Consider the following 24,170-nt stretch of genomic DNA (forward strand, 5'->3'; position numbering starts at 1 on the left):
CCTTGGCCCGATGTCGGGTCCAAGTCAAGGAATCGTGGGGGAAATGGGGCGGGCTTCGATGACGACGAAGGCCTGCGCCCAGGGGTGATCGTCGGTGAGCGTCACATGCACGACGGCCTGATGGCCGGGCGGCGTCATTGCCGCCAGCCGCTCCGCCGCCCAGCCGGTCAGATGCATCACCGGCTGACCGGTCGGCAGGTTCGTCACCGACATGTCCTTCCAGGAGATGCCCATGGCGAGCCCGGTGCCGAGCGCTTTCGAACAGGCCTCTTTCGCGGCCCAGCGTTTGGCATAGGTGCCCGCCACATCGGCGCGGTGCTCGGCCTTGGCGATCTCGGCCTCGGTGAAGACGCGCTGGCGGAACCGGTCGCCGAACCGTGCGAGCGTGCCCGCGATGCGCTCGATATTGGCCAGATCCGAGCCGATGCCGAGGATCATTTCGCCTCGCCCTGCCGGGCCTTCTGCCGTTCCGCGGCGCGCAGCTGGCTGCGGGCGCCCTGCCCATAAAAGAGATACGAGGCCGGAAAGGTGATCAGGACGACCAGCCCGAGGATGACCGACCACAGCACCGCATCGAAGCCCCGCAGCAGCGCCAACAGCGCCGGATCGCCCAGCGAGACCAGCACCAGAGCCGGGCCAAGCAGCATCAGGTTGATCGCCGTCGCCATAGCCGCAAAGCGCAGTGTCTCGGCTCGCGCGGGCAGGCGGCCACTGCGCTTGCAAAAGAACTGCCCCTCGATCATCGCGGTCATGAAGACCGGCACGGCAGCGATGCCGACCGAGGCCAGCTGCACCCCGGCCCAGCGTTCGAGCACCAGCACAAGGCCCGAGACGACGAGCCCCGTCAGGATCAGAATCAGTCCATAGCGCAGGATCGGCATCCGGGGTTCCTTTTGCTCAGCGGCGGGCTTCGTCCATCAGGCGGCGCATTTCTGCGATCGAGGCTTCGAGCCCGATGAAGAGCGCCTCGGCCATCAGGAAATGGCCGATGTTCAGCTCCTTGATCTCGGGGATCGCCGCGACGGGCGCGACGGTTTCATAGGTCAGCCCGTGACCCGCGTGCACTTCAAGACCAAGGCTCGCAGCCAGCGCCGCGGCGTTTTCGAGCGCCTTCAACTCCGCATCGCGCTCGGCAAAGCGGCCCTCGTAATGCAGATCGCAGTAATGACCGGTGTGCAGTTCGACCACCGCCGCGCCGATCGCCGCCGAGGCTTCGATCTGCCGCGGGTCGGGGCCGACGAACATCGACACCCGCGCGCCAGCCTGTCGCAAGGGCGTGATATAGGCGGTCAGCCGGGCCTGATCGCCGGCGACATCAAGGCCGCCCTCGGTCGTGCGTTCCTGCCGCTTTTCGGGCACAAGGCAGACCGCATGCGGGCGGGTGGCGAGCGCGATGCGCTGCATCTCGGCCGTGGTTGCCATTTCGAAATTCAGCGGGATCGTCAGATTCGCCTTGAGCTCCGCCATGTCGCTGTCGCGGATGTGGCGGCGGTCTTCGCGCAGATGCGCGGTGATGCCGTCGGCCCCGGCCGCCTCGGCCATCAGCGCCGCGCGCAGCGGACTCGGATAGGCCGATCCGCGGGCGTTGCGGACGGTGGCGACGTGGTCGATGTTCACGCCAAGGCGCAGGGAACGGGTCATGGGAACCTCCGATCAGATGGCGTCACTATGACGAAGCACGGCGTCCGAGGGAAGATGCCGCTCAGCCGTTATCCGGGACGTGATCAGCCGCTTCGGCCGCCTGGGCCCGCTTGGCCCGCAGCTTGGCCGAGCGTTCTTTCATCCGCTGACGACGGCGGGTCTGATAGGCGGTCACCAGCGGCAGCGAGATGTAATAGCCCGCCAGCCCCGAGGCGAGGCCGGGCAGCAGCCCGCCCAGCAGATAGGGCCAGAAGATGCCGCGGAAGAAATCGGCCATGCCCACCCAATGCGTCGGCTCGGCGGTGAAGGCAGCGATCAAGTTGTGCCGGATGTCGGCCAGCGCCTCGGCAAAGATCTGGATCAGCCCGTCGGCCAGCATCGGATCGGCGGTCTGACCCAGCATCAGGTGGCCCAGCTTGATCGAGATGACCGCGATGACCGGAAAAGTCAGCGGATTGCCGACAAGCGAGGCGAAAAGCGAGGCCAGCACATTGCCGCGCAAAAGCCGGGCCAGCAGCGCCGCGCCGATCAGATGGATACCATAAAGAGGCGTGAAGGAGATGAAGATCCCGGCAAAGACGCCACGGGCGATCCGGTGCGGCTGATCGGGCAAACGGTTCAGCCGGTGCCGGATATAGCTGACCGAGCGCCCCCAGCCACCGCGCGGCCAAACCAGATCGCGCGTCGACTGGCCCCAGGTCCGCTTCTCCCGCCGTTTGAAAACCACGTTCTGCCTTCCGTTCCCTCAGGGTTTGCGCGAGAGATCGCGCCAGCGCTGCACCTGCGCCACATCGGTCTCGGCTTCAAGGGCCGTCAGGAGCCGGTGCAGATGTTCCGCATCACGCAACTCGACTTCTACGACAAGCGAGTAAAAGTCGGGTTTGCGGTCGATGAAATTGAGGTCGGAGATATTGGCTTTCTGGGCGCCGATCAACGTGCAGATATGCCCCAGCACCCCGGCGTCATTGGAGATGGTGATCTTCAGCGACACCGAATAAACGGGCGGATGGCTGCCTTCGTGCCAGTGCAGATCGACCCAACGGCTCGGCTGTTCCTCGAATTCCTCAAGTGCAGGGCAGTCGATCGCATGAATCACCACCCCTTGCCCGCGATAGGTGATGCCGACGATGCGCTCGCCCGGAAGGGGTTGGCAGCATTTGGCGCGGTGGAAGGTCTGATCCGCCGCAAGCCCGATCACCGCGCGGCCGGGATCGACCGTCTCGGGACCGCGGGCGGCCAGTTCCGGGTACAGCGCTTCGACCACTTCACGCGCCGTCAGTTCGGCCGAGCCGAGACGGGCCAGAACCTCGGTCTCGTCGGGCAGGCCTAGCGTCTTCGCCGCCGTGCGCAACGCCTTGTCCGAGACCTTGCGGCCGACATGCTCAAAGGCGACGCGAGCCAGTTCCGCCCCCAGCTTCACGAAGCGGGTCCGGTCTTCCTCGCGCAGGCTCTTGCGGATCGAGGCCTTGGCGCGGCCGGTGGCGACGATATCAAGCCAGGTCGCCTGCGGGCGTTGCCCGGCCGCGGTGATCACCTCGACCGACTGGCCATTCTTCAGCCGCGTCCAGAGCGGCACGCGAATGCCGTCGACCTTGGCGCCAACGCAGGAATTGCCGATCCGCGTATGGATCGCATAGGCGAAATCGATCGGCGTCGCGCCTTTCGGCAGCTTGATCACATCGCCCTTCGGCGAGAAGCAGAACACCTGATCGGAATACATCTCGAGTTTGACGTTCTCGAGGAATTCGTCGTGATCGCCCTCGGCGAAACGTTCGGTGAGCGAGGCCAGCCATTTCGCCGGATCGACGGCAAAGGGGTTCAGCGCCCGTTCGCCATCGCGGTAAGACCAATGCGCGGCCACCCCGGCTTCGGCGACCTCATGCATCTGCCGCGTGCGGATCTGCACCTCGACCCGCTTGCCGTCGCGCCCCGAAACGGTGGTGTGGATCGAGCGGTAGCCGTTCGATTTCGGCTGGCTGATGTAATCCTTGAACCGGCCGGGAACCGAGCGCCAGCGCTGGTGAATGAGCCCGAGCACGGCATAGCAATCGGGAACCGAACGGGTGATGACCCGAAAACCGTAGATGTCGGACAGCCGCGAGAAGGTGAGGCTTTTCTCCTCCATCTTCCGCCAGATCGAATAGGGGCGCTTGGCGCGGCCAAAGACATCGGCCTCGATCCCCGACTTTTCCAGCTCGTTGCGGATGTCGGCGGTGATCTGCGAGATCACGTCGCCCGATTCCTTTTGCAGGCTGACAAAGCGGCGGATGATCGAGGTCCGCGCCTCGGGGTTGAGCACCTTGAAGGCGAGGTCTTCGAGTTCCTCGCGCATCCACTGCATGCCCATGCGGCCTGCGAGCGGCGCAAAGATCTCCATCGTCTCGCGGGCCTTCTGCGCCTGCTTCTCCGGCCGCATGCTCTTGATCGTGCGCATGTTGTGCAGCCGGTCCGCCAGCTTCACCAGGATCACCCGCAGATCCTTCGACATCGCCATGAAGAGCTTGCGGAAGTTCTCGGCCTGCTTGCTGGCCGAAGAGCCAAGCTGCAGGTTGGTCAGCTTGGTGACGCCATCGACCAGTTCGGCCACTTCGGTGCCGAACAGCCCCTCGACCTCGGTAAAGGTCGAGCGCGTGTCTTCGATCGTGTCATGCAAAAGCGCGGTGACGATGGTGGCATCGTCCAGCCGCTGCTCGGTCAGGATCGCAGCAACGGCAACGGGATGGGTGAAATAGGGCTCACCCGAATGCCGGAACTGCCCGTCGTGCATCTTGAGCCCATAGGCATAGGCGCGACGGATCAGATCGGCATTGCAGCGGGGATTGTAGTTGCGAACGAGCGCGATCAGGTCTTCGACATCGATCATCCGCGCTCGTTACCCTCGTTCAGTCGCGACCCTGCGCATCCATCAGAGCGCGCAGCATCCGTTCTTCATCCATGTCATCGACGCGCGGACGGTCGATCTCGCCCGACATCAGAAGCGCCATCGCGTCTTCCTCGGGTTCGTCGACTTCGATCTGGGTCTGGTTGCTTTCGATCAGACGCTCGCGCAGATCGTCGGCCAGCTGGGTTTCCTCGGCGATTTCGCGCAGAGCGACCACCGGGTTCTTGTCATTGTCACGCTCGACGGTGATCGGCGCCCCGGCCGCAACCTCACGGGCGCGGTGGGCAGCAAGCATCACCAGCTCGAAGCGGTTCGGAACCTTGTCAACGCAATCTTCAACCGTCACGCGGGCCATAGGCAACTCCAGACGAAGGGGGAATTGTGAACCCCCCACTTAGCCCCTTCCCCGGGCCTTTACAAGCCGCCCTGCCCGTCGAATGGAACAGAAAACGGCACCATCGCCGCTTTTTCGGCCGCGCCGAGGGCCGCGAGCATTTCGGAAACCGCCTTTCCGGTCGCGGGGTGGCGCCACATTGGCGCGATCTCGGCAAGGGGAATCAGCACGAAAGCCCGGTCGGCAAGACGCGGATGCGGCAGGATCAGAGTCTGAGGCGCGCGCTGCATCTGCTCTTCCAGCGGCAGGTTGCGCCAGCTGGCCTCGGTGTCCGGATCGGGGCGGATCGCCCCCCCGCAGGCCAGCAGATCAAGGTCGATCCCCCGCGCCCCCCAGCGCTTTTCCCGACGCCGCCCCAGTCGCGCCTCGATTCGGTGCAGGGCCTCCAGCACCGCTTCGGCGGGTATTGGCGCGGAAACAACGGCACAGGCATTGACGTAATCCGGCCCTGCCCCGGCGGGAAAGGCTGGTGATCGCCAGAATCGGCTGAGCGCCCGCAGATTCAACCCTTCATCCGGCAACATTTTGACAGCCGCAACCAGGGATTGCGGCGGATTACCGGCATCAGTTGAAAGATTAGCCCCTAGCGCTATCAAAAATGTGCTATTATCCATAAAGACAGATATCTCGACCTCCCCGCGCTTGGTAGAAAGCGCTGCTGAACTGGTTCTGCGGCGTATTGGGTAAAATTATTTTTCCCCGTCAACCACTCCGGACACCACACCGCGGGGCCACGACGAAAGGACTTATTATGTTTTACAAGGACGAAAGGCTGGCCCTTTTCATCGACGGGTCCAACCTCTATGCCGCCGCGAAGGCGCTCGGCTTCGACATCGACTATAAACTGCTCCGTCAGGAATTCGAGCGTCGCGGCAAGCTGGTGCGGGCCTTCTACTATACTGCGCTGCTGGAGAACGAAGAATACTCGCCGATCCGGCCGCTCGTCGACTGGCTACACTACAACGGTTACGCCATGGTGACAAAGCCCGCCAAGGAATATACCGACTCGATGGGTCGGCGGAAGGTCAAGGGCAACATGGACATCGAACTGGCGGTGAACGCGATGGAACTCGCGCCGCGGCTCGACCATGCGGTGCTGTTCTCGGGTGATGGCGATTTTCGTCCGCTGGTCGAGGCGCTGCAGCGGATGGGCGTGCGGGTGTCGGTCGTTTCGACGATCCGCAGCCAGCCGCCGATGATCGCCGACGAGCTGCGCCGTCAGGCCGACAACTTCATCGAACTCGACGCGCTGCGCGAAGTGATCGGGCGCCCGCCGCGCGAGCCGCGCGAAGTCCCGGCCCCGGTCGTGGAAAGCTCCGAGACCTGACCACTCACGGCAGGAATCTGAAAGGCGGCGGTCCACTCCCGCCGCCTTTTTCATGTCCGGCGTCAGAACGGACAGGGGGCGGTGAAGGTCATGAACTGCCCGCCATCCGGGTGACGCAGCCGCAGACTTTCGGCATGCAGCATCAGCCGCGGAAAGTCGCGCGCGGGGCCGGTGGCGTAAAAGGGATCGCCAAGGATCGGATGCCCCAGTTCCAGCATGTGCACCCGCAGCTGATGGCTGCGCCCGGTCAGCGGATTGAGCCGCACCCGCGTCGTGCCATCGGGATCGTGGCGCAGCACCTTCCAGTCGGTCTGCGCGGGCTTGCCGATCTCATGGTTCACATGCTGCTTCGGCCGGTTCGGCCAATCGACGCAAAGCGGCAGATCGACCCGGCCCGCCTTCGGCTCCAGATGCCCCCAGAGCCGCGCCAGATAATGCTTCTTCGTCTGCCGGTTCTCGAACTGCAGCCCCAGATGGCGCTGCGCATGGGCGGTCAGCGCGAAGACCATCACCCCCGACGTGTCGCCATCAAGCCGGTGCACCAGCAGCACCTGCGGGAAGGCGCCTTTCAGCCGCTCGATCAGGCAATCGGCCTTGTGCTCACCCTTGCCCGGCACCGAAAGCAGACCGGATTGCTTGTCGACCACGAGAATCTCGTGATCGGCATGAAGGATGCGCGGCGGCTCCGCGGGCGGGGTATAGACGTGCTCGGTCATCGGCCCGGCATGGCGCGGGCCGGTCGCGGCGTCAAGTCTCAGAGCTTGCCAAAGACGTCGGCGAGGATCGCCTCAAGAGCCTTTGCATCTGCCTCGGTGAAGGCGTCGGGCTGATCGCTGTCGATGTCGAGCACGCCAATGAGCCGCCCGCCCGCGCCGAAGACCGGAATCACCAGTTCCGACCGGGTCGAAGAGGAACAGGCGATATGGCCCGCAAAGGCCTCGACATCGGGCACAAGCTGGGTGCGGCCCTCGCGCGCGCAGGCGCCGCAAACACCGCGGGAAAAGGGAATCACAAGGCAGCCGTGGCCACCCTGATAAGGGCCGATCTTCAGCACGCCGGGTTCGGTCACCCGATAAAAACCGGTCCAGTCGAAACGGTCGTCGGCATGGTGGATCTCGCAGGCGAGCGTGGCCATCAGCGCCACCTCGTCGGTCTCGCCCTCGGTCAGGGCGGCGATCGTGCGGGCCAGCGTTGCGGGATCAAAGGTCATTGGTCTTCCTTCATTCTTTCCGCCGGATACGGATTGGTAAGCTTTCGCCCGTAGTCTGAACCAAATCTTTCGGGGCCGGAGAGGCAAGATGAATCTTTATGCGGAATCACGCGGGGGCGCACTGGTCGTTTCGGTGAACGAGGAACGACTCGACGCCGCAATCGCGATCCGGTTCAAGGAACGGATGCGCGAAGTCAGCGCACAGCCGGGTGCCCGGGTGGTGCTGGACATGTCACAGGTAGAGTTTCTCGACAGTTCCGGTCTGGGCGCGGTGGTGGCGGTGATGAAATCGCTGGCGCCGGATCGGCGGCTTGAACTGGCGGCACTGACGCCGAATGTGGAACGGGTGTTCCGGCTGACGCGGATGGATTCCGTCTTTGCCGTGCATGAAAACGTCGAAGCGGCACTCCGGGCGGGGCTGCGCCATGTTGGCTGATCGTTCGCAATCCAATCGCGGCACGGCCGAAAGCCCAAGGCCGGAGCCGAAGATTTTCCATCATTCCTTCGAAGCGGATGCGCTGTCGGTTCGCTTTGCCCTGCGCACCGCCTTGGCCCGCTTCCTGCGGCAATTGTCGCAAGACGAGGCCGGAACGCTGGAACTTGTTCTGGCCGAAGTGCTCAACAACATCGTCGAGCATGGCTATGGCGACAGCGGGCATGGCACGATCACGCTCTCGCTGGTGCGCGACCATCGCGGGCTGAGCTGCTCGATCAGTGATGACGGGGTGGAACTGCCGCATTCCTGCCTCGACCACGGGATCGACGACTCGAAACGGCCCGAACCCGGCAGCCTGCCTGAGGGTGGGTTCGGCTGGTTTCTGATCCGCGATCTGGTGGAAGATCTGGGCTATCACCGCGAAAACGGCCGCAACCTGCTGGCATTCCGGCTACCGCTGAAGCCGGGCAGCATCAGTTGAGCTGGAACTGCAGCGGGTAACGACCGTCCTCGAAATCTCCGAACAGATCGCCCAGATCGGGGTGATCGATCGGCTCGCCCGAGTTGTCGGCAACAAGGTTTTGTTCCGACACATAGGCGACGTAATAAGTCTGATCGTTCTCGGCCAGCAGATGATAGAAGGGCTGATCCTTGGGGGGGCGGCTCTCTTCGGGAATCGCTTCATACCAGGCGTCCGTATTCGAGAACATCGCGTCCACATCGAAAACGACACCCCGGAAGGGGTGCTTGCGGTGCCGAACAATCTGGCCGATGTGATATTTGGCAAGCGTCGTTTGCATGGTAACCCCCGGTTACGAATTCTAAACCTTCAAATCCGCTCTGTCCATGTGCCCCCCCGCATCGGGCAAGAAACAATCTGTGGAATCACGCCCAACAGTTCTCACGGTTTCGCGACACGGTTTCGCTTTCGTTGCGGGGGGAAATTTCCTAGAATGTCGCAAAACAAAGCCGAGCGGGCAGAGCAGACATGAAAAAAATCCTGATGTTGGCCGTTCTCGTGGCCGTTGCCTCCTGTGGCGGCGGAGGCAAGGCTCCGCGCAATCTTGACAACGCCTGTCTTCTGGAACGCGAAAAGCCCGCCTATTTCAAGGCGATGCGTCGTGCCGAACGGCGTTGGGGCGTGCCCGTGCATGTGCAGATGGCGACGATCCATCAGGAATCCAAGTTCATCCCCAATGCCAAGACCCCGCACCGCTATGCGCTTGGCGTGATCCCGATCGGGCGGCAAAGCTCGGCTTATGGCTTCAGTCAGGCGCTCGATTCCACTTGGGAAGACTACAAGCGCGACACCAATTCCTGGGGCGCAAAACGCACGCGGATCTCGGATGCGACCGATTTCATGGGCTGGTATATGGACGGCTCGTCGGACAAGCTCGGCATTTCCAAATGGGATGCCCGGGCGCAATACCTCGCCTATCACGAGGGCCGCAGCGGCTATGCCAATGGCAGCTACAACGACAAGGGCTGGCTTCTGGCCGTCGCCGACAAGGTCGCGGCCCGCGCCGAGATGTATCGCGCTCAGCTGAATTCCTGCGGCGGCTAAGCCCGGCTCACTTCTTCCGGGCGTCCGTCTCTGCCGTGATCGAGAACATCAGCGGCCCCGGATCAACGCCAGGTTTGAACTGATCAAGGATGACCGCCGTCTTCTGCCCGGCATCATCTGTGATCACCCATTGCCGGAGCCGCAGCGGATTGGCCGAGAACAAAAGCCGGATCGCGCCATATTCCGGATGCTCCGGATCCTGCACCACGACCGCGGTATTCGAACCGTCTTCTTCATGGCCCACCACCATTTTCGCCTGACCAAGGTCGATCTTGTCGGCCAGGATCAGGTTCAGCGGCGTGCGCTTGAGCGGATATTGCTCGGCGATCTGGTTCGATTTCGGATCGAAGATCGCCACCTGCCCGCCCGAGGCCAAGACCAGCGTATCATCGTTCGCATATTCGAACCGCATCCGGCCGGGCCGCTTGAGGTAAAGCTTGCCCGTCGCTTTCGAGCCGTCGGAATTCACCTGGGTGAACTGCGCCTCGGCGGTCGTCAGGCCGTTCAGATAGGCCGAGATATCGGCCAGCGGGATCTTTTCCGCCCAGGCCGGAGCGGCAAGGGCAAACATCAGGACGGGCGCAAGGGCGTAACGCATCAGGGTCATGGGACAAACTTACCGCAGATCGGACAAAGAAAAAGCCCCGCGCGGGTCACATCGCGCGGGGCCGGCATCACTTTCCTGCGCCCTCAGTGTTCGGGCACAAGGATTTCACGCTTGCCCACATGGTTCGCGGCCGTCACCACGCCCTGCTCTTCCATCTGTTCCACAAGCCGCGCCGCCTTGTTGTAGCCGATGCCCAGCTTGCGCTGGATATAGGAGGTCGAGCATTTGCGGTCCTTGATCACGATCGCCACCGCCGTGTCGTAAAGCGCGTCTTCCGCATCGTTGGCTCCACCGCCAAGGCCCAGCACCGCGTCGATGTCGGACGCCGCTTCCTCATCCGGCCCCTCGACCACGCCCGACATGTATTCCGGCGGCCCGAAGCTCTTCAGGTGGGTGACGATTTCCTCGACTTCCTCATCCGACACGAAGGGCCCGTGGATGCGGGTGATGCGCGAGCCTGCGCCCATGTAAAGCATGTCGCCCATGCCCAGAAGCTGTTCGGCGCCCTGCTCGCCCAGAATGGTGCGGCTGTCGATCTTCGAGGTCACCTGGAACGAAATCCGGGTCGGGAAGTTCGCCTTGATCGTGCCGGTGATGACATCGACCGAGGGACGCTGCGTCGCCATGATCAGGTGGATGCCCGAGGCCCGCGCCATCTGTGCCAGACGCTGGATGCAGGCTTCGATTTCCTTGCCCGCCACCATCATCAGGTCGGCCATCTCGTCGACGATGACGACGATATAGGGGAAGGGCCGGGGCTGGAATTCCTCGGTTTCAAAGACGGGTTCGCCGGTATCCTCGTCAAAGCCCGTCTGCACGGTGCGCTTGAACATCTCGCCGCGCTCCATCGCCTCGCGGACACGGCCGTTATAGCCCTCGATGTTGCGCACGCCCATCTTCGACATGCGGCGGTAACGTTCTTCCATCTCGCCGACGACCCATTTCAGCGCCACGACGGCCTTTTTCGGATCCGTGACGACGGGCGAAAGCAGATGCGGAATGCCGTCATAGACGCTGAGTTCCAGCATCTTCGGGTCGATCATGATCAACCGGCATTCCTCGGGCGAGAGCTTGTAAAGCAGCGACAGGATCATCGTGTTGATCGCCACCGATTTCCCCGAGCCCGTCGTCCCCGCGATCAGCAGGTGGGGCATCTTGGCCAGGTTCGCCACCACGGCCTCGCCCGCGATATCCTTGCCAAGCGCCAGCGGCAGCCGCATGTTGCTGTCGCCAAAATCGCGCGCCGAGAGGATTTCGCGCAGCACCACCTTTTCGCGGTGTGCATTCGGCAGTTCGATTCCGATCACCGAGCGGCCCGGCACGGTCGAGACGCGGGCAGACAGCGCCGACATCGACCGCGCGATATCATCGGCCAGACCGATCACCCGGCTCGCCTTCAGCCCCGGCGCCGGTTCAAGTTCATACATGGTGACAACCGGACCCGGACGGACCGAGACGATCTCGCCCTTCACGCCGTAATCATCGAGCACGCTTTCCAGCATGCGGGCGTTTTCTTCCAGCGCATCATCCGAAAGCTGATGGCGCTGGATCGTGCTCGGGTTGGTCAGCAGGCTCAGCGGCGGCACTTCGTAAACGGGCTTTTCCGGCGCATCGAAGCGCAGGGTCGGCTGTTCCTCGGCGATCGCCTGTTTCGAGGGCGCGGCAGGCTTGCGCGCCGGAGCCACCACCCGACGCTCGGGCGCGGGCGGGGCAACAATCGCGCGCTGCGCCGAGATCTTCGGCATCGGCGCGGGCTGCGGCTGATCCTCGCCCAGATCGGAAAAGACATTGCGCTCGAACGCCTCTTCTTCCCAGGTGTCTTCAACCGCGACTTCTTCGACGTGAGGCATCGACATCATCGGCTGCGACCAGTCCGGTTCCTGCGGCGCCTGCATCGGCGGCGCCATCACCGGCGGCGCGGCCATCAGCGGCGCGGTGACCGGCGGGGCTGCCGCAGCGGTGCCGGGCATGTAGCGCGGACGCGCCTGCAGCGGCGGCTCCACCCGTTTGAGCGGCGCGGGCGGGGTCTTCGGGCCGCGGGCCAGCCGGGCCGAGACCGCCGCCAGAACCGAGGCCGGGGCCGGTTCGACAGGCGCCTCGGGCCGCGGCGCGTAAAGGCCGGGTTCTGCGCGCATCTGTGGCGCGGCCATCGGCGCCATCATCGGCGCGGCGGCAGGCATCGGCGCCGGGGTCGGCACGGTCGCGCGGGTCTTAACCGCCTGCAGAATGCGGGCCTTGATCCGGTCTTCGGAGGGAGCTTCCGCCTCGGGCATCTGCCAAGACGCCATCGGTTCGACCAGTTCCGCCTCGGGGGCATAGGTGTCATAGTCGGAATAGTCCGGCTCGGGCTCGGCAACACGGCGCACGCGCGAAGCCACGGCCGCCCGCACGATATCGGCGCGCTGCGGCGCCTGGCGCTCCTGCATCGCCTGCCAGTCCTGCTGCCCCTGCCAGGCCGCCTGCTGCTGCGCGAAAGCCGCGGCCGAGGCCCGGCGTTCACGCGCCGCCTCTGCCGCATCCCGCGCCATCCGCACCGAGGCCGAGGCGCCCTTGCCAAGCGCGGTCATCGCCGCGGCATAGCTCGCAATCGTTCCAAGCAGCATGAACCGCCCAGCCGCGCGCAATTCGATCCGGTCGAAGCCGGTGACGAAAAGCGTGATCAGCAACGTCAGCAGCGCCATCACCACGGTCATCAGTTTCAGCCCGATCGAGCCCTCGACCGGCGAGAGCCCCAGCAACGAGCCCGCGATCATGTCGCCGAAATTGCCGCCCAGACCATAGGCCCGCCCCCATTCGGCGCCCGGCACCAAAAGTGCCGCATAGACCGCCGCCACCGCAATCGCGATCGGCAGGAAGACCATCCGCCCCGTCACGCGGTCTTCGCCACGATGCAGGACATGGCGCAGGCCCCAGATCGCCAGCGACACCGGCAAAAGCCAGGCACCGCGCCCGACGATCACGATCAGCGGCGAGGCAATGCCTGCCCCGATCCGGCCCAGCCAGTTCTGCACCGGCGCGTCGGAAACCGCCATCCAGCTCGGGTCCTCGGGCGAATAGGAGGCCAGCATCAGCGTCGCCATCACGGCGAGCACAAGAAAGACCACCCCCAGAAGCTCACGCCCCCGGCGTTCCAGAACGGCTTGCGTGTCCTGATCGAGCAGCGGTTCGCGTTGCCGAGCCTGAAAGGATGCCATGCTGAACCCTCCTTACGTGAACAGGCAGTCGCGCAGCTTGATCAGCCCGCGCTGCGTTTCTTCTCTTGGGGCGACCAGAGCCACCCGGATATAGCCCTTGCCGGGGTTTTCGCCATCCACATCGCGGGCCAGATAGGCCCCCGGCAGGACGCGCACCCCGGTTTCGGTCCAAAGCTTCAGCGCTGCTTCCTCGCCGTTCTCGACCGGCAGCCACAGGAAGAAGCCGCCCTCTGGCAAACGGAAGCTGTTGACACCGCTGAAGATTTCCGCGGCATCGGCGTATTTCTCCGCGTAAAGCGCGCGGTTTTCGATCACATGCGTCTCGTCGGCCCAAGCGCGTTCCGAGACGCGTTGAATCGGCTGCGGCAAGGGCGCGCCGGCATAGGCGCGCAGCTGTCGGATGCGCTTCATCGCCTCGGGGCCACCGGCGCAGAAGCCCGAGCGCAGACCGGGCAGGTTCGAGCGTTTCGACAGCGAATGGAAGATCACTACACGCTCGGGGTCAGTGCCGGTCTCGGCGGCCACCTCGATCGCGCCGGGCGGCGGGGCCGTGCGCCAAAGCTCGGAATAGCACTCGTCCGAGAACAGCCGGAAATCATGCTTCTCCGCCAGCGCCAGCAGCCGGGCCAGATAGTCGCGCGACGCGACCGAGCCCTGCGGATTGGCGGGCGAGCACAGATAGGCGATCGTCGTGCGATCCAGGATCTCGGCGGGCAGGCTTTCGTAATCGGGCAGGAAGCCGGTTTCCTCGCTCGCCGGAACGAAGACCACCTCGGCCCCCACGGTCGCTGCGGCGACGGCATAGACCTGATAGAAGGGGTTCGGCACAAGCACCACAGGGCGCTTGCCGCGCTTGGTCTCCGGGCAGAGCGCAATCGCCGCGTTGAACAGCCCCTCGCGCGTGCCATTGAGCACCATCAGCCGGTTCTGCGCCACCTCGACCTTGTAGCGCCGCCCGATCCAGCCGGAGATGGCCGCCAGAAGCGCGGGCGTGCCGTCATTGGCCGGATATTGGCCGAATTCGGTCAGGCTCGCCGCCAGAACAGCGCCGACGAAATCGGGCATCGGATGGCGCGGCTCGCCGATGGTCATGGAAATGGGCTCGCCCCCCGCCTTGTGGTGGTCGAGCAGCGTCCGCAACCGCGGAAACGCATATTCGGGCAGGTTCGCAAACCGCTCGGGAAACTCCATCATTTGCCTCATGCTCGGGGTCGTTTCGCCCCGTTGTTGCCGGAATCTACTCAAGCTTGTGGGGCGCGTCCAGAAAAAGCGCATGGCCTTGACCCCGGCCTGCGACAGAATGTGGCTTTTCAGCCGAGCGCGGCTTCGGCCGCAAGCCCCAATCGGCACAGGGCCTCTTCGCCCATCGGCTTGCCCATCAACGAAATTCCGCACATCGGCTCGCCCGTGGGCAGGGTCAGCACGCAAAGCCCGAAAATGTTGCCGATGCGGGTGTTGCGCAACGCGAGCAGGTTTTCGGCGGCGAAATAGGTCGGATCGGTGAGCAGACGGGCCGCGTCGGGCGGCAGGATCGGCGCGGTGGGCACCAGAACGGCGTCATATCCGGCCACCGCCGCCTGCCATTCGGCACGGTAGCGCGCCAGATCGTCCCAGGCCTTCACATAGTCGGCCGCGCCAATATCGGCCCCGCCGCGGAAGCGCTGCAAGATCACCGGATACATCTTCTCGGGCGCGGCTTCGATCACCTCGGCCCAGAGCCCGTAAGCCTCTGGCGCAAAAAGGATCCCCGAAAGGTCCATCGCAGGCCCGACCATCGGCAGCGCACGACGTTCGATCCGCGCACCGGCCTTTTCAAGGCGTTTCACGGCCGCTTCGAACCCGCGCACCGGGGCCTCGCGGGCCGAGGCGAAGGGCAGACCGTCCAGCACCAGAAGCCGCGCGCCCGCCAACGTCGCATCGCGCAGATCAGGGGCTGCCCGGCCCTCAATCGCGGCCAGAACCAGCGCGCAATCCTCGACCGTGCGGGCCAGCGGCCCGACCGTGTCGAAGCGCTTGCAAAGCGGCACGACGCCTTGCGTGGACACCCGGCCCGCGGTCGTCTTCAACCCCACAAGATCATTCCACGCCGCCGGGATCCGCACCGAGCCGCCAGTGTCCGAGCCCACCGCCGCCGCCGCCAAGCCAAGCTTCACCGACACCGCCGCGCCGGAACTCGATCCCCCCGGCGCCAGACCCGCCGTCACCGCATTCGGCGGCGTCGCGGTCATCGGGTTGATGCCCAGCCCCGAAAACGCCAGTTCCGTCATGTGGGTCTTGCCCAGACAGAGCGTGCCCATCAGCGTCGCGGTCTGCAGCACCTCGGCATCCGCCGCGGGCACCCGGCCCGCTAGCAGCTGCGATCCCGCCTCGGTCGCGATCCCCGCCGTGTCGAAGAGGTCTTTCCAACTGAGCGCAACGCCTTCGAGCGGCCCACGCGCCAGACCGCCCCGCAGCCGGGTCCGTGCCGCCATCGCCTCGGCCCGGGCGCGTTCGGGGGTCAGCCGGGCATAGACATCGCTGCGCCCTTCGGCCGCATCCAGATAGGCCTCCACCATGTCGACAGGATCAAGCCTGCCTTCCGCCATCGCCTGCCCCTGCGTGGCGGCCGACCAGAACCGTTCCAGCATCGCAACCCCCTTCGTTTTGCACAGGCTAACCATCGCGCGGGCAATGGACAATCCCGCAGCCCGCGCCATATTGGGCGCATGACACAGGTTCACGACGTTCTCATCGCCGGCGGTGGTCTGAATGGCCCCGCGCTTGCCCTTGCCCTTGCGGGCGCGGGCCTTTCCGTCACCGTGATCGACGCCGCCCCCGCGCAGCGCCGGGCCGAGGATGCTTTCGACGGCCGCGCCTATGCGCTGGCGCTCGCCTCGCAAAAGCTGCTCGCGGCGCTGGACGTCTGGCCCGTGGTCGCCGCACAGGCGCAACCGATCAATGACGTGAAGGCCTTCGACGGCCGCCCCGGCGAAGGCGCCGCGCCGTTCTTTCTGCATTTCGACAGCCGCGAGCTGGATCAGAAGCCGGTCGGCTACATGCTCGAAGACCGCTTCCTCTATCGCGCCTTCCTCGCCGCAATGGAGGCGAACCCGCGCATCACGCTGATCTCCGAAACCTCGGTCGTCGCGCAGGAGGGTCTGCCCGGTGCGATCCGCGTGACGCTCTCGAATGGCGAAAGCCTTACGGCCCGGGTACTGATCGGGGCGGACGGGCGCCGCTCGGGCGTTGCCGAACGCGCCGGGATCGGGCGCGAGGGCTGGGGCTACGGCCAGACCGCCCTTGTCGCCGCGATCGCACATGAAAAACCGCATGAGGGCATCGCCTATCAGCTCTTCATGCCGCACGGGCCGCTGGCGATCCTGCCGCTGACCGGCAACCGCTCATCGATCGTCTGGAGCGAGACCGAGGCGAACGCCGCCGTCGTCGCGAAGCTCAGTGACGACGATTTCATGGAGCTGGTGAAGCCGCGCTTTGGCGATTTTCTGGGCAAGATCAGCCTTGTCGGGCCGCGCTTCAGCTATCCGCTGAACCTGACGCTGGCCAAGGCCTATGCCGCGCCGCGGGTGGCGCTGGTGGGCGATGCGGCGCATGGGGTGCACCCGATTGCCGGACAGGGGCTGAACCTGGGCCTGCGCGATGTCGCGGCTCTGGCCGAGGTGCTGATCGAGGCGATGCGGCGCGGCGAAGACATCGGCTCGATCCACACGCTGGAACGCTATCAGATGTGGCGCCGCTTCGACGCGACCACGCTCGCGCTTGGCATGGACACGGTCAACAAGCTCTTTTCCAACGACAATCCGCTTTTGCGGGCGGGGCGGGATCTGGGCATGGGGATCGTGCAGGCGATCGGTCCGCTGCGCCGCGGCTTCATGCGGCAGGCGGCAGGCATTGCCGGACCGCAGCCGAAACTGTTGCAAGGGCGGCAGATCTAGTCGAGCCGCCGCGCCTCATCGACCAGCATGATCGGAATGCCGCGGCGGATCGGAAACGCCAGCCCCGCGGCTTTCGAGACCAGTTCCTGCCGCTCGGCATCAAAGCACAGCGGCGCCTGCGTCAGAGGGCAGACCAGCGCTTCGAGCATGCGGCGGTCAAACCCGCCGCGCTCGGTCTCGGGGACAAGCTGCGGCAGGCCCTCGGTCATTGCGGCCGCTCCTCGATGCCACCGTGCAGCACGAATTCCATCAGCGTCACAAGGGTTTCGCGCCGCGTCGGCAGGCTGGGCGCTTCCAGCAGCGCCTGCTTGTCCTCGGGCTCGAAGGGTAGCAGCATCGACAGCGCGTTGATCAGGAATTCATCCTCGGCATCCTTCAGCGCCTCCCAATCGGTGTCCAGCCCCTGCGTGTGCAGATAGCGGCCAAGGAGTTCCAGCAACCCTTCGCGGTCGAAGTCGGGGTCATGCTCGGGATTGCCGATGTCGCGGGGAAAATCCGTCCAGCCGATTTCGGCGCGGATATAGGGGGTGTCTCCGCCAATCTCGCGCTGCAGACGGAAGCGCGACACGCCCGAAAGCGTGATCATGTAGCGGCCATCCTCGGTTTCGGAAAAACCGGTCAGACGGCCGGCACAGCCGATGGTTGACAGTTTCGGCGTGCCATCGCGGCCCTTGCAGGGCTGGATCATGCCGATCAGCCGTTGCGGGGTCGCCATGCAATCTTCGATCATCTGCAGGTAACGCGGCTCGAAAATATGCAGCGGCAGCCGCCCCCGGGGCAGCAAAAGCGCCCCCGGAAGCGGAAAAAGCGGGATCTGGGCGGGCAGGTCACTGGGTTTGATCATCCGCATCAGATAGCCCGCCCCCTTGATCAGGCAAATATCATCGACGACAAACGGCGCCGCCCTTTGACCGCGATCGGGTCGGCGGGCTTGAGGCTGTCGAAGATGGTGAAAAGCTGGGTTTTCGCCGCACCCTCGTTCCACTCGCGGTCGCGGCGGAAGAGTTCCAGAAGCTCGTCCACCGCCTCTTCGACCTGACCGGCGGCATGCAGCGCGGTGGCGTGATCGAAGCGGGCCTGATGGTCATTCGGATCGGCGGCGAGTTTCGCCTTCAGCTCGTCAAGCGGCCCGGCCTTCGCCGCCTGTTTCGCCAAGGCCAGCTGCGCCCGGGCGGCCTCGACTGGCGCGGCCGTCGCGATCTTGGCTGGCGCCCCCGCCAAGATCAGCTCGGCCTGATCAAGATTGCCCGCCGCCAGATGCGCCCGCACCAGACCACCGTAGGCTTCGGCATTCTCGGGCTCTTCGCCCAGGATCGCAGCGAAGGTTTCCGCCGCATCGACGGCGGCGCCTTCGGCCAGCATTTCCTCGGCGGCGGCCAGCGCCTCGCCCAGACCGCCATCGCCCGCAAGACCCGCCAGCTTCTCGACGAAGGCCTTGACCTGCGAGGCGGGAATGGCGCCTTGGAACATGTCGACCGGACGGCCCTGGAAGAAGGCGACGACGGTCGGGATCGATTGCAGCGGCAGGCCCTGCTGCGCCAGCACCTGCGCGAGACGCTGGTTCTCATCGACGTTGATCTTCGCCATCACCACGCGGCCCTTGAGCGCGTTGACGGCGGCCTCAAGCTGCGGCCCGAGCGTCTTGCAGGGGCCGCACCAGGGCGCCCAGAAATCGACGATGACCGGCACGGCCATCGAGGCATCGACCACCTCGGCCATGAAGGTTGCTTCGGTGACATCCTTGACGAACGTTTGCGCGGGTTTCGTGTCGGTTCCGAACATGGAGGTCCTCTTTTTGGATCTTTGCCCCTATATGCGCTGCCGCCCGGGCCGCGCCAAGGGGCGCGTGCGGTCAAAGATCGAATGTCGCAAAGACCGGGGCGTGATCCGAGGGTTGTTCCCAGCCCCGCGCCGCGCGCAGGACGCGGCTGCCGTGCGCAGCGCCCGCAATGTCGGGCGTCGCCCAGATGTGATCGAGACGGCGGCCCTTGTCCGCCGCATCCCAATCGGGCGAGCGATAGGACCACCAGGAATAGAGCTGCCCCTCGGGGATATTGGCGCGGGTCACATCGACCCAGCCGCCCGCCTCCTGCGCCGCGGCCAGATGGTCGACCTCGATCGGCGTGTGCGAGACGATCTTCAAGAGCGCCTTGTGGTTCCAGACGTCATCCTCCCGCGGCGCGATGTTCAGATCGCCCACCAAGATCGCCCGATCCGGCCGTTGGGCATGGAAATCGTCGCGCATATGGGTGAGGAAATCGAGCTTCTGGCCGAATTTCTCGTTCTCGGCGCGGTCCGGAATGTCGCCGCCCGCGGGAACGTAGAAATTGTGGATGGTGACGCCGTTTTCGAGCCGCCCGGCGATGTGGCGCGCATGGCCAAGGTTCGCGTAATCGCCCGCCCCCGCCTCGACCATCGGCAGTTTCGACAGGATCGCGACGCCGTTATAGCCCTTTTGCCCGCGGGCAACGTGATAGCGATAGCCCAGCGCGGTAAAGGCCTCGAAGGGGATCTTTTCGACCGGGCTCTTGCATTCCTGCAGGCACAGAACGTCCGGCGCCTCCTCGGTCATCAGCTTGCACACCAGCGCCTCGCGCAAGCGGACCGAGTTGATGTTCCAGGTGGCAAGGGTGAAACTCATGGGCAGGCTCCTTTGGGGTGCATGAGCATCGCCCGGCGCGGCGGAAAGGGCAAGCCTTCGGGCGCAGCGCGTTTCGCAGAGCGTGGAAAGAGGCGTATTTGGACCAAGAAAAAGACGGCTGCTTTTTCTTGGCTTAAATACGCCCCTTGCTGCCTCGGTTGCGGATTACTCCGCCCAGCCGGAGATCGACTTCACCTCGCAGAATTCCTCGATCCCCCAGCGGCCGCCCTCGCGCGCGCGGCCCGAGGCGCGCACGCCCCCGAAGGGCGCCCCAGCGCCGCGGCTTTGCCCGTTCATCTCGACCATGCCCGAGCGCAGGAGCCGCGCCAGCCGGTTGCGCCGCGCGCCGTCTTGCGACTGCACGTAGTTGGTCAGACCGTAAGGGGTGGCATTGGCGATCTCGACCGCCTCGGCTTCGGTGTCGAAGGGCATGATCGAGAGGACCGGGCCGAAGATTTCCTCGCGCATCACCGTCATTTCGGGGGTGACATCAGCAAAGACTGTCGGGCGGATGAAGAAGCCCTTGTTCAACCCCTCGGGCCGACCAAGGCCCCCGGCCACAAGGCGCGCGCCTTCCTTGATCCCGGTCTCGATCAGCGACTGGATCTTTTCGAACTGGCTCGCGTTCACCACTGGCCCGATGTGGCGGCCCGGTTCATGCGCCGAGCCGACCTTTATCGAGGCGGCGACCTCGGCCGCGATTTCCACCGCGCGATCGTAGAGCGGGCGTTCGACCAGCATTCGCGTCGGCGCGTTGCAGCTTTGGCCCGAGTTGTTCATGCAATGCCGGACGCCGCGCGCCACCGCCTTGTCGTCGGCATCGGCAAAGACAAGGTTTGCGCCCTTGCCACCGAGTTCGAGACAGACCCGTTTCAGCGTCGCCGCCGCGGCTTGGCTGATCGCCTTGCCCGCGCGCGTCGAGCCGGTGAAGGAGATCATCTCGACATCCGGGTGGGTCGAGAGTTGCGTGCCCACCCCCAGCCCGTCGCCGTTCACCAGGTTGAAGACGCCCGCGGGCACCCCCGCCTGATGCACGAATTCCGCAAACAGCAGCGAGGACAGCGGCGCCTCTTCCGAGGGTTTCAGAACCATCGTGCAACCCGCGAGCAGTGCCGGGACGACCTTCAAGGTCACCTGATTCATCGGCCAGTTCCACGGCGTGATCAGGCCCACGACCCCCACGGGTTCATAGGCGATCATCGCCCCCGGCGTGCCATCGCCCAGCGGATGCAACCATTCGAACTCCTGCGCGGCACGGATGAAGTTCGAGATGTGCCAGATGCCCGCCCCCACCTGACTTTCGCGGGCAAAGTCGATGGGCGCGCCCATCTCGAGGCTCATCGCCGCGGCCATCTCCTCGGCCCGGGCCTGATAGATCGCCAGAATGCGCTCGACCGCGGCCAGACGCTCGGCGGGCGGCGTCGCGGCCCAGCCCGGACCGGCGCGCAGGGCGGCCGTCACCGCGGCATCGGTATCCGCCTGATCGCCGAGCGAGATGATCGCGCAGGGCTCCTCGGTCGAAGGGTCGATGACGAAGTGATCGCGCGGCGCCTCCGGCCCGACCCATTTCCCGTCGATGTAGAACTGGCGTTTCTCGATCATGGCACACTCCCTTGTTGGCCCCAGCCTGACAGGGGATCGCGCGTGAGACAAGCCGCCCGCCAAAAAATTTGATCAAATTATTTTGCGCCCATCCGGTAACCAAAACTTACCAGTCATGCAGTTTCGGCATCGCGGCATTGCCCAATCCCCGGATTGTGCGAATGCAGCATAAGGCGCAAGTTATCGGTAACGGCGGGATGGTCCTGCCGGAGACCGAAAGACGAAAAGATGCCCCTCGCTTCTGCCCAAGCCCTGCCCCGCTCCGTCCCGCTGTTCGATGCGATCGCCCGCGCCGTCGCCCAACTCCGTCAAGCCCATGCGCAACGCCGCGCCTATGTTGCCCTGCTGGAAGAATTCGACCGCATGACGGATGCCGACTGGTTCGACCTTGGCCTGTCGCGCCACAATGCCCGCGATCTCGCCCGCCACACTGTCTACGGGCGCTGAACCGCCCCTCGGCCGCAAGCCGAAAAAGCAAAAGCCCCCGCGCGAGCGGGGGCTTTGCCATTTCTGACGGAAGCGATCAGCCCTCGGGCTGTTCCTCCTTGGCCTTGGTTTCCGGCGGCAGTTCCGCACCGGTTTCCTGATCGACCATCTTCATGCCAAGGCGCACCTTGCCGCGATCGTCGAAGCCGAGCAGCTTGACCCAGACTTCCTGACCTTCCTTCAGCGCCTCGTTCGGATGGTTCAGACGCTTGCCCGCGATTTGCGAGACATGGACCAGACCATCGCGCTTGCCGAAGAAGTTCACGAAGGCGCCGAAGTCGACCAGTTTCACCACTTTGCCGCGGTAAACCTTGCCTTCTTCCGGCTCCGCCACGATCGAATAGATCATGTCGTAGGCCTTCTTGATGCTGTCGGCATTGGCCGAAGCGATCTTGATCACGCCGTCGTCGTTGATGTCGACCTTGGCGCCCGAGACCTCGACGATCTCGCGGATCACCTTGCCGCCCGAGCCGATCACTTCGCGGATCTTGTCGGTCGGGATCTGCATCGTCTCGATCCGCGGCGCATGCGCCGAGAATTCCTGACGACCGGCCGAGAGGGCCTTCGACATTTCGCCAAGGATGTGCATGCGGCCGTCTTTCGCCTGCGCGAGAGCCTGCTGCATGATTTCCGGGGTGATGCCCGCAACCTTGATGTCCATCTGCAGCGAGGTGATGCCGTTTTCGGTCCCCGCCACCTTGAAGTCCATGTCGCCGAGGTGGTCTTCATCGCCGAGAATGTCGGTCAAAACCGCCCAGCGGCCGTCTTCTTCCAGGATCAGACCCATGGCAACGCCAGCCACCGGGGCTTTCAGCGGCACACCGGCATCCATCATCGAGAGCGAGCCGCCGCAGACCGAAGCCATCGACGACGAGCCGTTCGACTCGGTGATCTCCGACACGACGCGGATCGTGTAGGGGAAGTCGGTCGGCGCCGGAAGCACCGCCTGCAGCGCGCGCCAGGCCAGCTTGCCGTGGCCGATCTCGCGACGGCCGGGCGAACCCACGCGACCCACTTCGCCGACCGAATAGGGCGGGAAGTTGTAGTGCAGCAGGAAGTTCGAGCGGAAGTTGCCGTTCAGCGCGTCGATGATCTGTTCGTCATCGCCGGTGCCGAGGGTGGTCACGACCAGACCCTGGGTTTCGCCGCGGGTGAACAGCGCCGAGCCGTGGGTGCGCGGCAGAATACCGACTTCCGCCACGATCGGGCGGACGGTGCGGTTGTCACGGCCGTCGATGCGGGCGCCACCGTTGATGATGTCACCGCGCAGGATGCCCGATTCCAGCGCCTTGATCGCCGAGCCGAGGTTGATGTCGGCCAGATCTTCTTCGCTGAGTTTCGACTTGATCAGATCGACCGTGGCCGAGATCGCGTTCGAACGCTCCTGCTTGTCCTTGATCGCGAAGGCCGCACGCATTTCGGCTTCGCCCGCGGCTTTCACCCGGCCGAGCAGCGCCGAGTAATCGGGCGCGTCGAAATGGAAGGGCTCTTTCGCGGCATCTTCGGCCAGCGAGATGATCAGGTCGATCACCGGCTGCATCTGCTCGTGGCCGAATTTGACCGCGCCGAGCATCTCGTCTTCGGTCAGCTCGTAAGCTTCCGATTCCACCATCATCACGGCGTCTTTGGTGCCGGCGATGACGAGGTCGAGGCGCTGCTCGGGGTTGTCGCGCAGCTTGGTCATGTCGTCCATGGCCGGGTTCAGCACATAGGCGCCATGGGCAAAGCCCACGCGCGCGGCGCCGATCGGGCCCATGAAGGGCACGCCAGAGATCGTCAGCGCGGCCGAGGCGGCGATCATCGCGACGATGTCGGGATCATTGACGAGGTCGCACGACAGCACGGTCGCCATCACCAGAACTTCGTTCTTGAAGCCCGGGACGAAGAGCGGACGGCAGGGACGGTCGATCAGACGCGAGACCAGCGTTTCCTTTTCCGAAGGACGCGCCTCACGCTTGAAGAACCCGCCGGGGATCTTGCCGGCGGCGTAGTATTTTTTCCTGATAGTGCACGGTCAGCGGGAAGAAGTCCTGCCCCGGCTTCGCCTCTTTGGCGAAAGTGACGTTGGCCATGACCGAGGTTTCGCCCAGAGTGGCGATGACCGAGCCGTCAGCCTGACGGGCAACCTTGCCCGTTTCCAGCGTCAGCGTTTCACCGCCCCACTGGATCGATTTTTTCGTAACGTTGAACATCAGCGTTTCCTGTCTGGGAGCACGCATGGGACCTTCCCATGTCTCCCGGCATATGGCGGCCCC

Annotated in this window: 25 protein-coding genes and 1 pseudogene; 6 read left to right on the forward strand and 20 right to left on the reverse strand. The window is 64.8% G+C overall.

Features of this window, described 5'->3' with window-relative positions:
* Positions 1-24 precede the first annotated feature (24 nt).
* The 7 genes from acpS to folK all read right to left on the reverse strand — a co-directional run bounded on the left by acpS (position 25) and on the right by folK (position 5,530).
* Positions 25-438 (reverse strand): holo-ACP synthase, encoded by a 414-nt coding sequence (gene acpS / locus ACTTAI_RS18085; RefSeq protein WP_444452882.1) that lies wholly within the window; start codon positions 436-438, stop codon positions 25-27.
* Entirely contained in the window at positions 435-881 is a 447-nt protein-coding gene (locus ACTTAI_RS18090) for an ABZJ_00895 family protein (protein ID WP_444452883.1), read from the reverse strand. Before ACTTAI_RS18090 ends, acpS begins: the two co-directional genes overlap by 4 nt.
* A 16-nt stretch (positions 882-897) precedes the next feature.
* Positions 898-1,641 (reverse strand): pyridoxine 5'-phosphate synthase, encoded by a 744-nt coding sequence (locus tag ACTTAI_RS18095; RefSeq protein ID WP_444452884.1) that lies wholly within the window; start codon positions 1,639-1,641, stop codon positions 898-900.
* Between the two features lie 61 nt (positions 1,642-1,702).
* Positions 1,703-2,368 (reverse strand): DUF2062 domain-containing protein, encoded by a 666-nt coding sequence (locus ACTTAI_RS18100; protein WP_444452885.1) that lies wholly within the window; start codon positions 2,366-2,368, stop codon positions 1,703-1,705.
* Positions 2,369-2,386: 18 nt separating this feature from the next.
* Positions 2,387-4,504, reverse strand: coding sequence for a RelA/SpoT family protein (locus ACTTAI_RS18105; RefSeq protein WP_444452886.1), 2,118 nt, complete (start codon positions 4,502-4,504; stop codon positions 2,387-2,389).
* 19 nt (positions 4,505-4,523) lie between these two features.
* Positions 4,524-4,877 carry a DNA-directed RNA polymerase subunit omega gene (gene rpoZ, locus ACTTAI_RS18110; protein ID WP_055209224.1) on the reverse strand — a complete coding sequence of 118 codons (354 nt, stop codon included), beginning with the start codon at positions 4,875-4,877 and terminating at the stop codon, positions 4,524-4,526.
* 59 nt (positions 4,878-4,936) lie between these two features.
* Entirely contained in the window at positions 4,937-5,530 is a 594-nt protein-coding gene (folK, locus tag ACTTAI_RS18115; RefSeq protein WP_444452887.1) for a 2-amino-4-hydroxy-6-hydroxymethyldihydropteridine diphosphokinase, read from the reverse strand.
* A 137-nt stretch (positions 5,531-5,667) separates the two neighbouring features.
* Here folK and ACTTAI_RS18120 point away from each other — a divergent pair, with 137 nt between their 5' ends.
* Positions 5,668-6,243, forward strand: coding sequence for a LabA-like NYN domain-containing protein (locus ACTTAI_RS18120; protein WP_444452888.1), 576 nt, complete (start codon positions 5,668-5,670; stop codon positions 6,241-6,243).
* A 62-nt stretch (positions 6,244-6,305) separates the two neighbouring features.
* Here ACTTAI_RS18120 and ACTTAI_RS18125 read toward each other — a convergent pair whose 3' ends face one another.
* Both ACTTAI_RS18125 and ACTTAI_RS18130 read right to left on the reverse strand, forming a co-directional pair.
* On the reverse strand, positions 6,306-6,959 hold the full coding sequence (locus ACTTAI_RS18125) for a pseudouridine synthase (RefSeq protein ID WP_444452889.1): 654 nt from the start codon (positions 6,957-6,959) through the stop codon (positions 6,306-6,308).
* Positions 6,960-6,997: 38 nt separating this feature from the next.
* Positions 6,998-7,453, reverse strand: a complete 456-nt coding sequence (locus ACTTAI_RS18130; RefSeq protein ID WP_444452890.1) for a GAF domain-containing protein — start codon at positions 7,451-7,453, stop codon at positions 6,998-7,000.
* An 88-nt stretch (positions 7,454-7,541) separates the two neighbouring features.
* Between ACTTAI_RS18130 and ACTTAI_RS18135 the strand changes: the two genes are divergently transcribed.
* Positions 7,542-7,889 (forward strand): STAS domain-containing protein, encoded by a 348-nt coding sequence (locus tag ACTTAI_RS18135; RefSeq protein WP_444452891.1) that lies wholly within the window; start codon positions 7,542-7,544, stop codon positions 7,887-7,889.
* Positions 7,879-8,370: an ATP-binding protein gene (locus ACTTAI_RS18140; protein WP_444452892.1), complete on the forward strand. Its 492-nt coding sequence runs from the start codon at positions 7,879-7,881 to the stop codon at positions 8,368-8,370. Before ACTTAI_RS18135 ends, ACTTAI_RS18140 begins: the two co-directional genes overlap by 11 nt.
* On the opposite strand, the gene hspQ is transcribed toward ACTTAI_RS18140, so the two are convergent.
* Entirely contained in the window at positions 8,363-8,689 is a 327-nt protein-coding gene (gene hspQ, locus ACTTAI_RS18145; protein WP_444452893.1) for a heat shock protein HspQ, read from the reverse strand. The genes ACTTAI_RS18140 and hspQ overlap by 8 nt on opposite strands.
* A gap of 188 nt (positions 8,690-8,877) precedes the next feature.
* Here hspQ and ACTTAI_RS18150 point away from each other — a divergent pair, with 188 nt between their 5' ends.
* Entirely contained in the window at positions 8,878-9,453 is a 576-nt protein-coding gene (locus ACTTAI_RS18150) for a transglycosylase SLT domain-containing protein (RefSeq protein ID WP_444452894.1), read from the forward strand.
* 7 nt (positions 9,454-9,460) lie between these two features.
* On the opposite strand, the gene ACTTAI_RS18155 is transcribed toward ACTTAI_RS18150, so the two are convergent.
* From ACTTAI_RS18155 to ACTTAI_RS18170, 4 genes are all read right to left on the reverse strand, one after another.
* Positions 9,461-10,060: a LolA family protein gene (locus ACTTAI_RS18155; RefSeq protein WP_444452895.1), complete on the reverse strand. Its 600-nt coding sequence runs from the start codon at positions 10,058-10,060 to the stop codon at positions 9,461-9,463.
* 83 nt (positions 10,061-10,143) lie between these two features.
* Positions 10,144-13,254, reverse strand: a complete 3,111-nt coding sequence (locus ACTTAI_RS18160) for a DNA translocase FtsK (protein ID WP_444452896.1) — start codon at positions 13,252-13,254, stop codon at positions 10,144-10,146.
* Between the two features lie 12 nt (positions 13,255-13,266).
* Positions 13,267-14,445: an aminotransferase class I/II-fold pyridoxal phosphate-dependent enzyme gene (locus tag ACTTAI_RS18165; protein WP_444455804.1), complete on the reverse strand. Its 1,179-nt coding sequence runs from the start codon at positions 14,443-14,445 to the stop codon at positions 13,267-13,269.
* Between the two features lie 119 nt (positions 14,446-14,564).
* Positions 14,565-15,881, reverse strand: coding sequence for an amidase (locus tag ACTTAI_RS18170; RefSeq protein WP_444452897.1), 1,317 nt, complete (start codon positions 15,879-15,881; stop codon positions 14,565-14,567).
* Between the two features lie 78 nt (positions 15,882-15,959).
* On the opposite strand from ACTTAI_RS18170, the gene ACTTAI_RS18175 reads away from it, so the two are divergent.
* Positions 15,960-17,186 carry a UbiH/UbiF/VisC/COQ6 family ubiquinone biosynthesis hydroxylase gene (locus ACTTAI_RS18175; RefSeq protein ID WP_444452898.1) on the forward strand — a complete coding sequence of 409 codons (1,227 nt, stop codon included), beginning with the start codon at positions 15,960-15,962 and terminating at the stop codon, positions 17,184-17,186.
* On the opposite strand, the gene ACTTAI_RS18180 is transcribed toward ACTTAI_RS18175, so the two are convergent.
* The 5 genes from ACTTAI_RS18180 to ACTTAI_RS18200 all read right to left on the reverse strand — a co-directional run bounded on the left by ACTTAI_RS18180 (position 17,183) and on the right by ACTTAI_RS18200 (position 21,429).
* A complete protein-coding gene (locus tag ACTTAI_RS18180; protein WP_110806819.1) occupies positions 17,183-17,395 on the reverse strand; it encodes a Trm112 family protein in 213 nt (70 codons plus the stop codon). The genes ACTTAI_RS18175 and ACTTAI_RS18180 overlap by 4 nt on opposite strands.
* On the reverse strand, positions 17,392-18,030 hold the full coding sequence (locus ACTTAI_RS18185; protein WP_444455806.1) for an LON peptidase substrate-binding domain-containing protein: 639 nt from the start codon (positions 18,028-18,030) through the stop codon (positions 17,392-17,394). Before ACTTAI_RS18185 ends, ACTTAI_RS18180 begins: the two co-directional genes overlap by 4 nt.
* A 26-nt stretch (positions 18,031-18,056) precedes the next feature.
* Complete coding sequence (locus tag ACTTAI_RS18190) at positions 18,057-18,968, reverse strand: tetratricopeptide repeat protein (RefSeq protein WP_444452899.1); 912 nt, start codon at positions 18,966-18,968, stop codon at positions 18,057-18,059.
* Positions 18,969-19,038: 70 nt separating this feature from the next.
* On the reverse strand, positions 19,039-19,827 hold the full coding sequence (locus ACTTAI_RS18195; RefSeq protein WP_444452900.1) for an exodeoxyribonuclease III: 789 nt from the start codon (positions 19,825-19,827) through the stop codon (positions 19,039-19,041).
* A gap of 165 nt (positions 19,828-19,992) precedes the next feature.
* Positions 19,993-21,429, reverse strand: coding sequence for an aldehyde dehydrogenase family protein (locus ACTTAI_RS18200; protein ID WP_444452901.1), 1,437 nt, complete (start codon positions 21,427-21,429; stop codon positions 19,993-19,995).
* Between the two features lie 228 nt (positions 21,430-21,657).
* Between ACTTAI_RS18200 and ACTTAI_RS18205 the strand changes: the two genes are divergently transcribed.
* Positions 21,658-21,876 (forward strand): hypothetical protein, encoded by a 219-nt coding sequence (locus tag ACTTAI_RS18205; RefSeq protein ID WP_444452902.1) that lies wholly within the window; start codon positions 21,658-21,660, stop codon positions 21,874-21,876.
* A 76-nt stretch (positions 21,877-21,952) separates the two neighbouring features.
* Here ACTTAI_RS18205 and pnp read toward each other — a convergent pair.
* Positions 21,953-24,107, reverse strand: a pseudogene (gene pnp / locus ACTTAI_RS18210) (polyribonucleotide nucleotidyltransferase).
* Positions 24,108-24,170: the final 63 nt, after the last annotated feature.

Origin of the sequence: Rhodobacter capsulatus, assembly GCF_052363175.1 — a bacterium.
Classification (GTDB): domain Bacteria; phylum Pseudomonadota; class Alphaproteobacteria; order Rhodobacterales; family Rhodobacteraceae; genus Rhodobacter; species Rhodobacter capsulatus_D.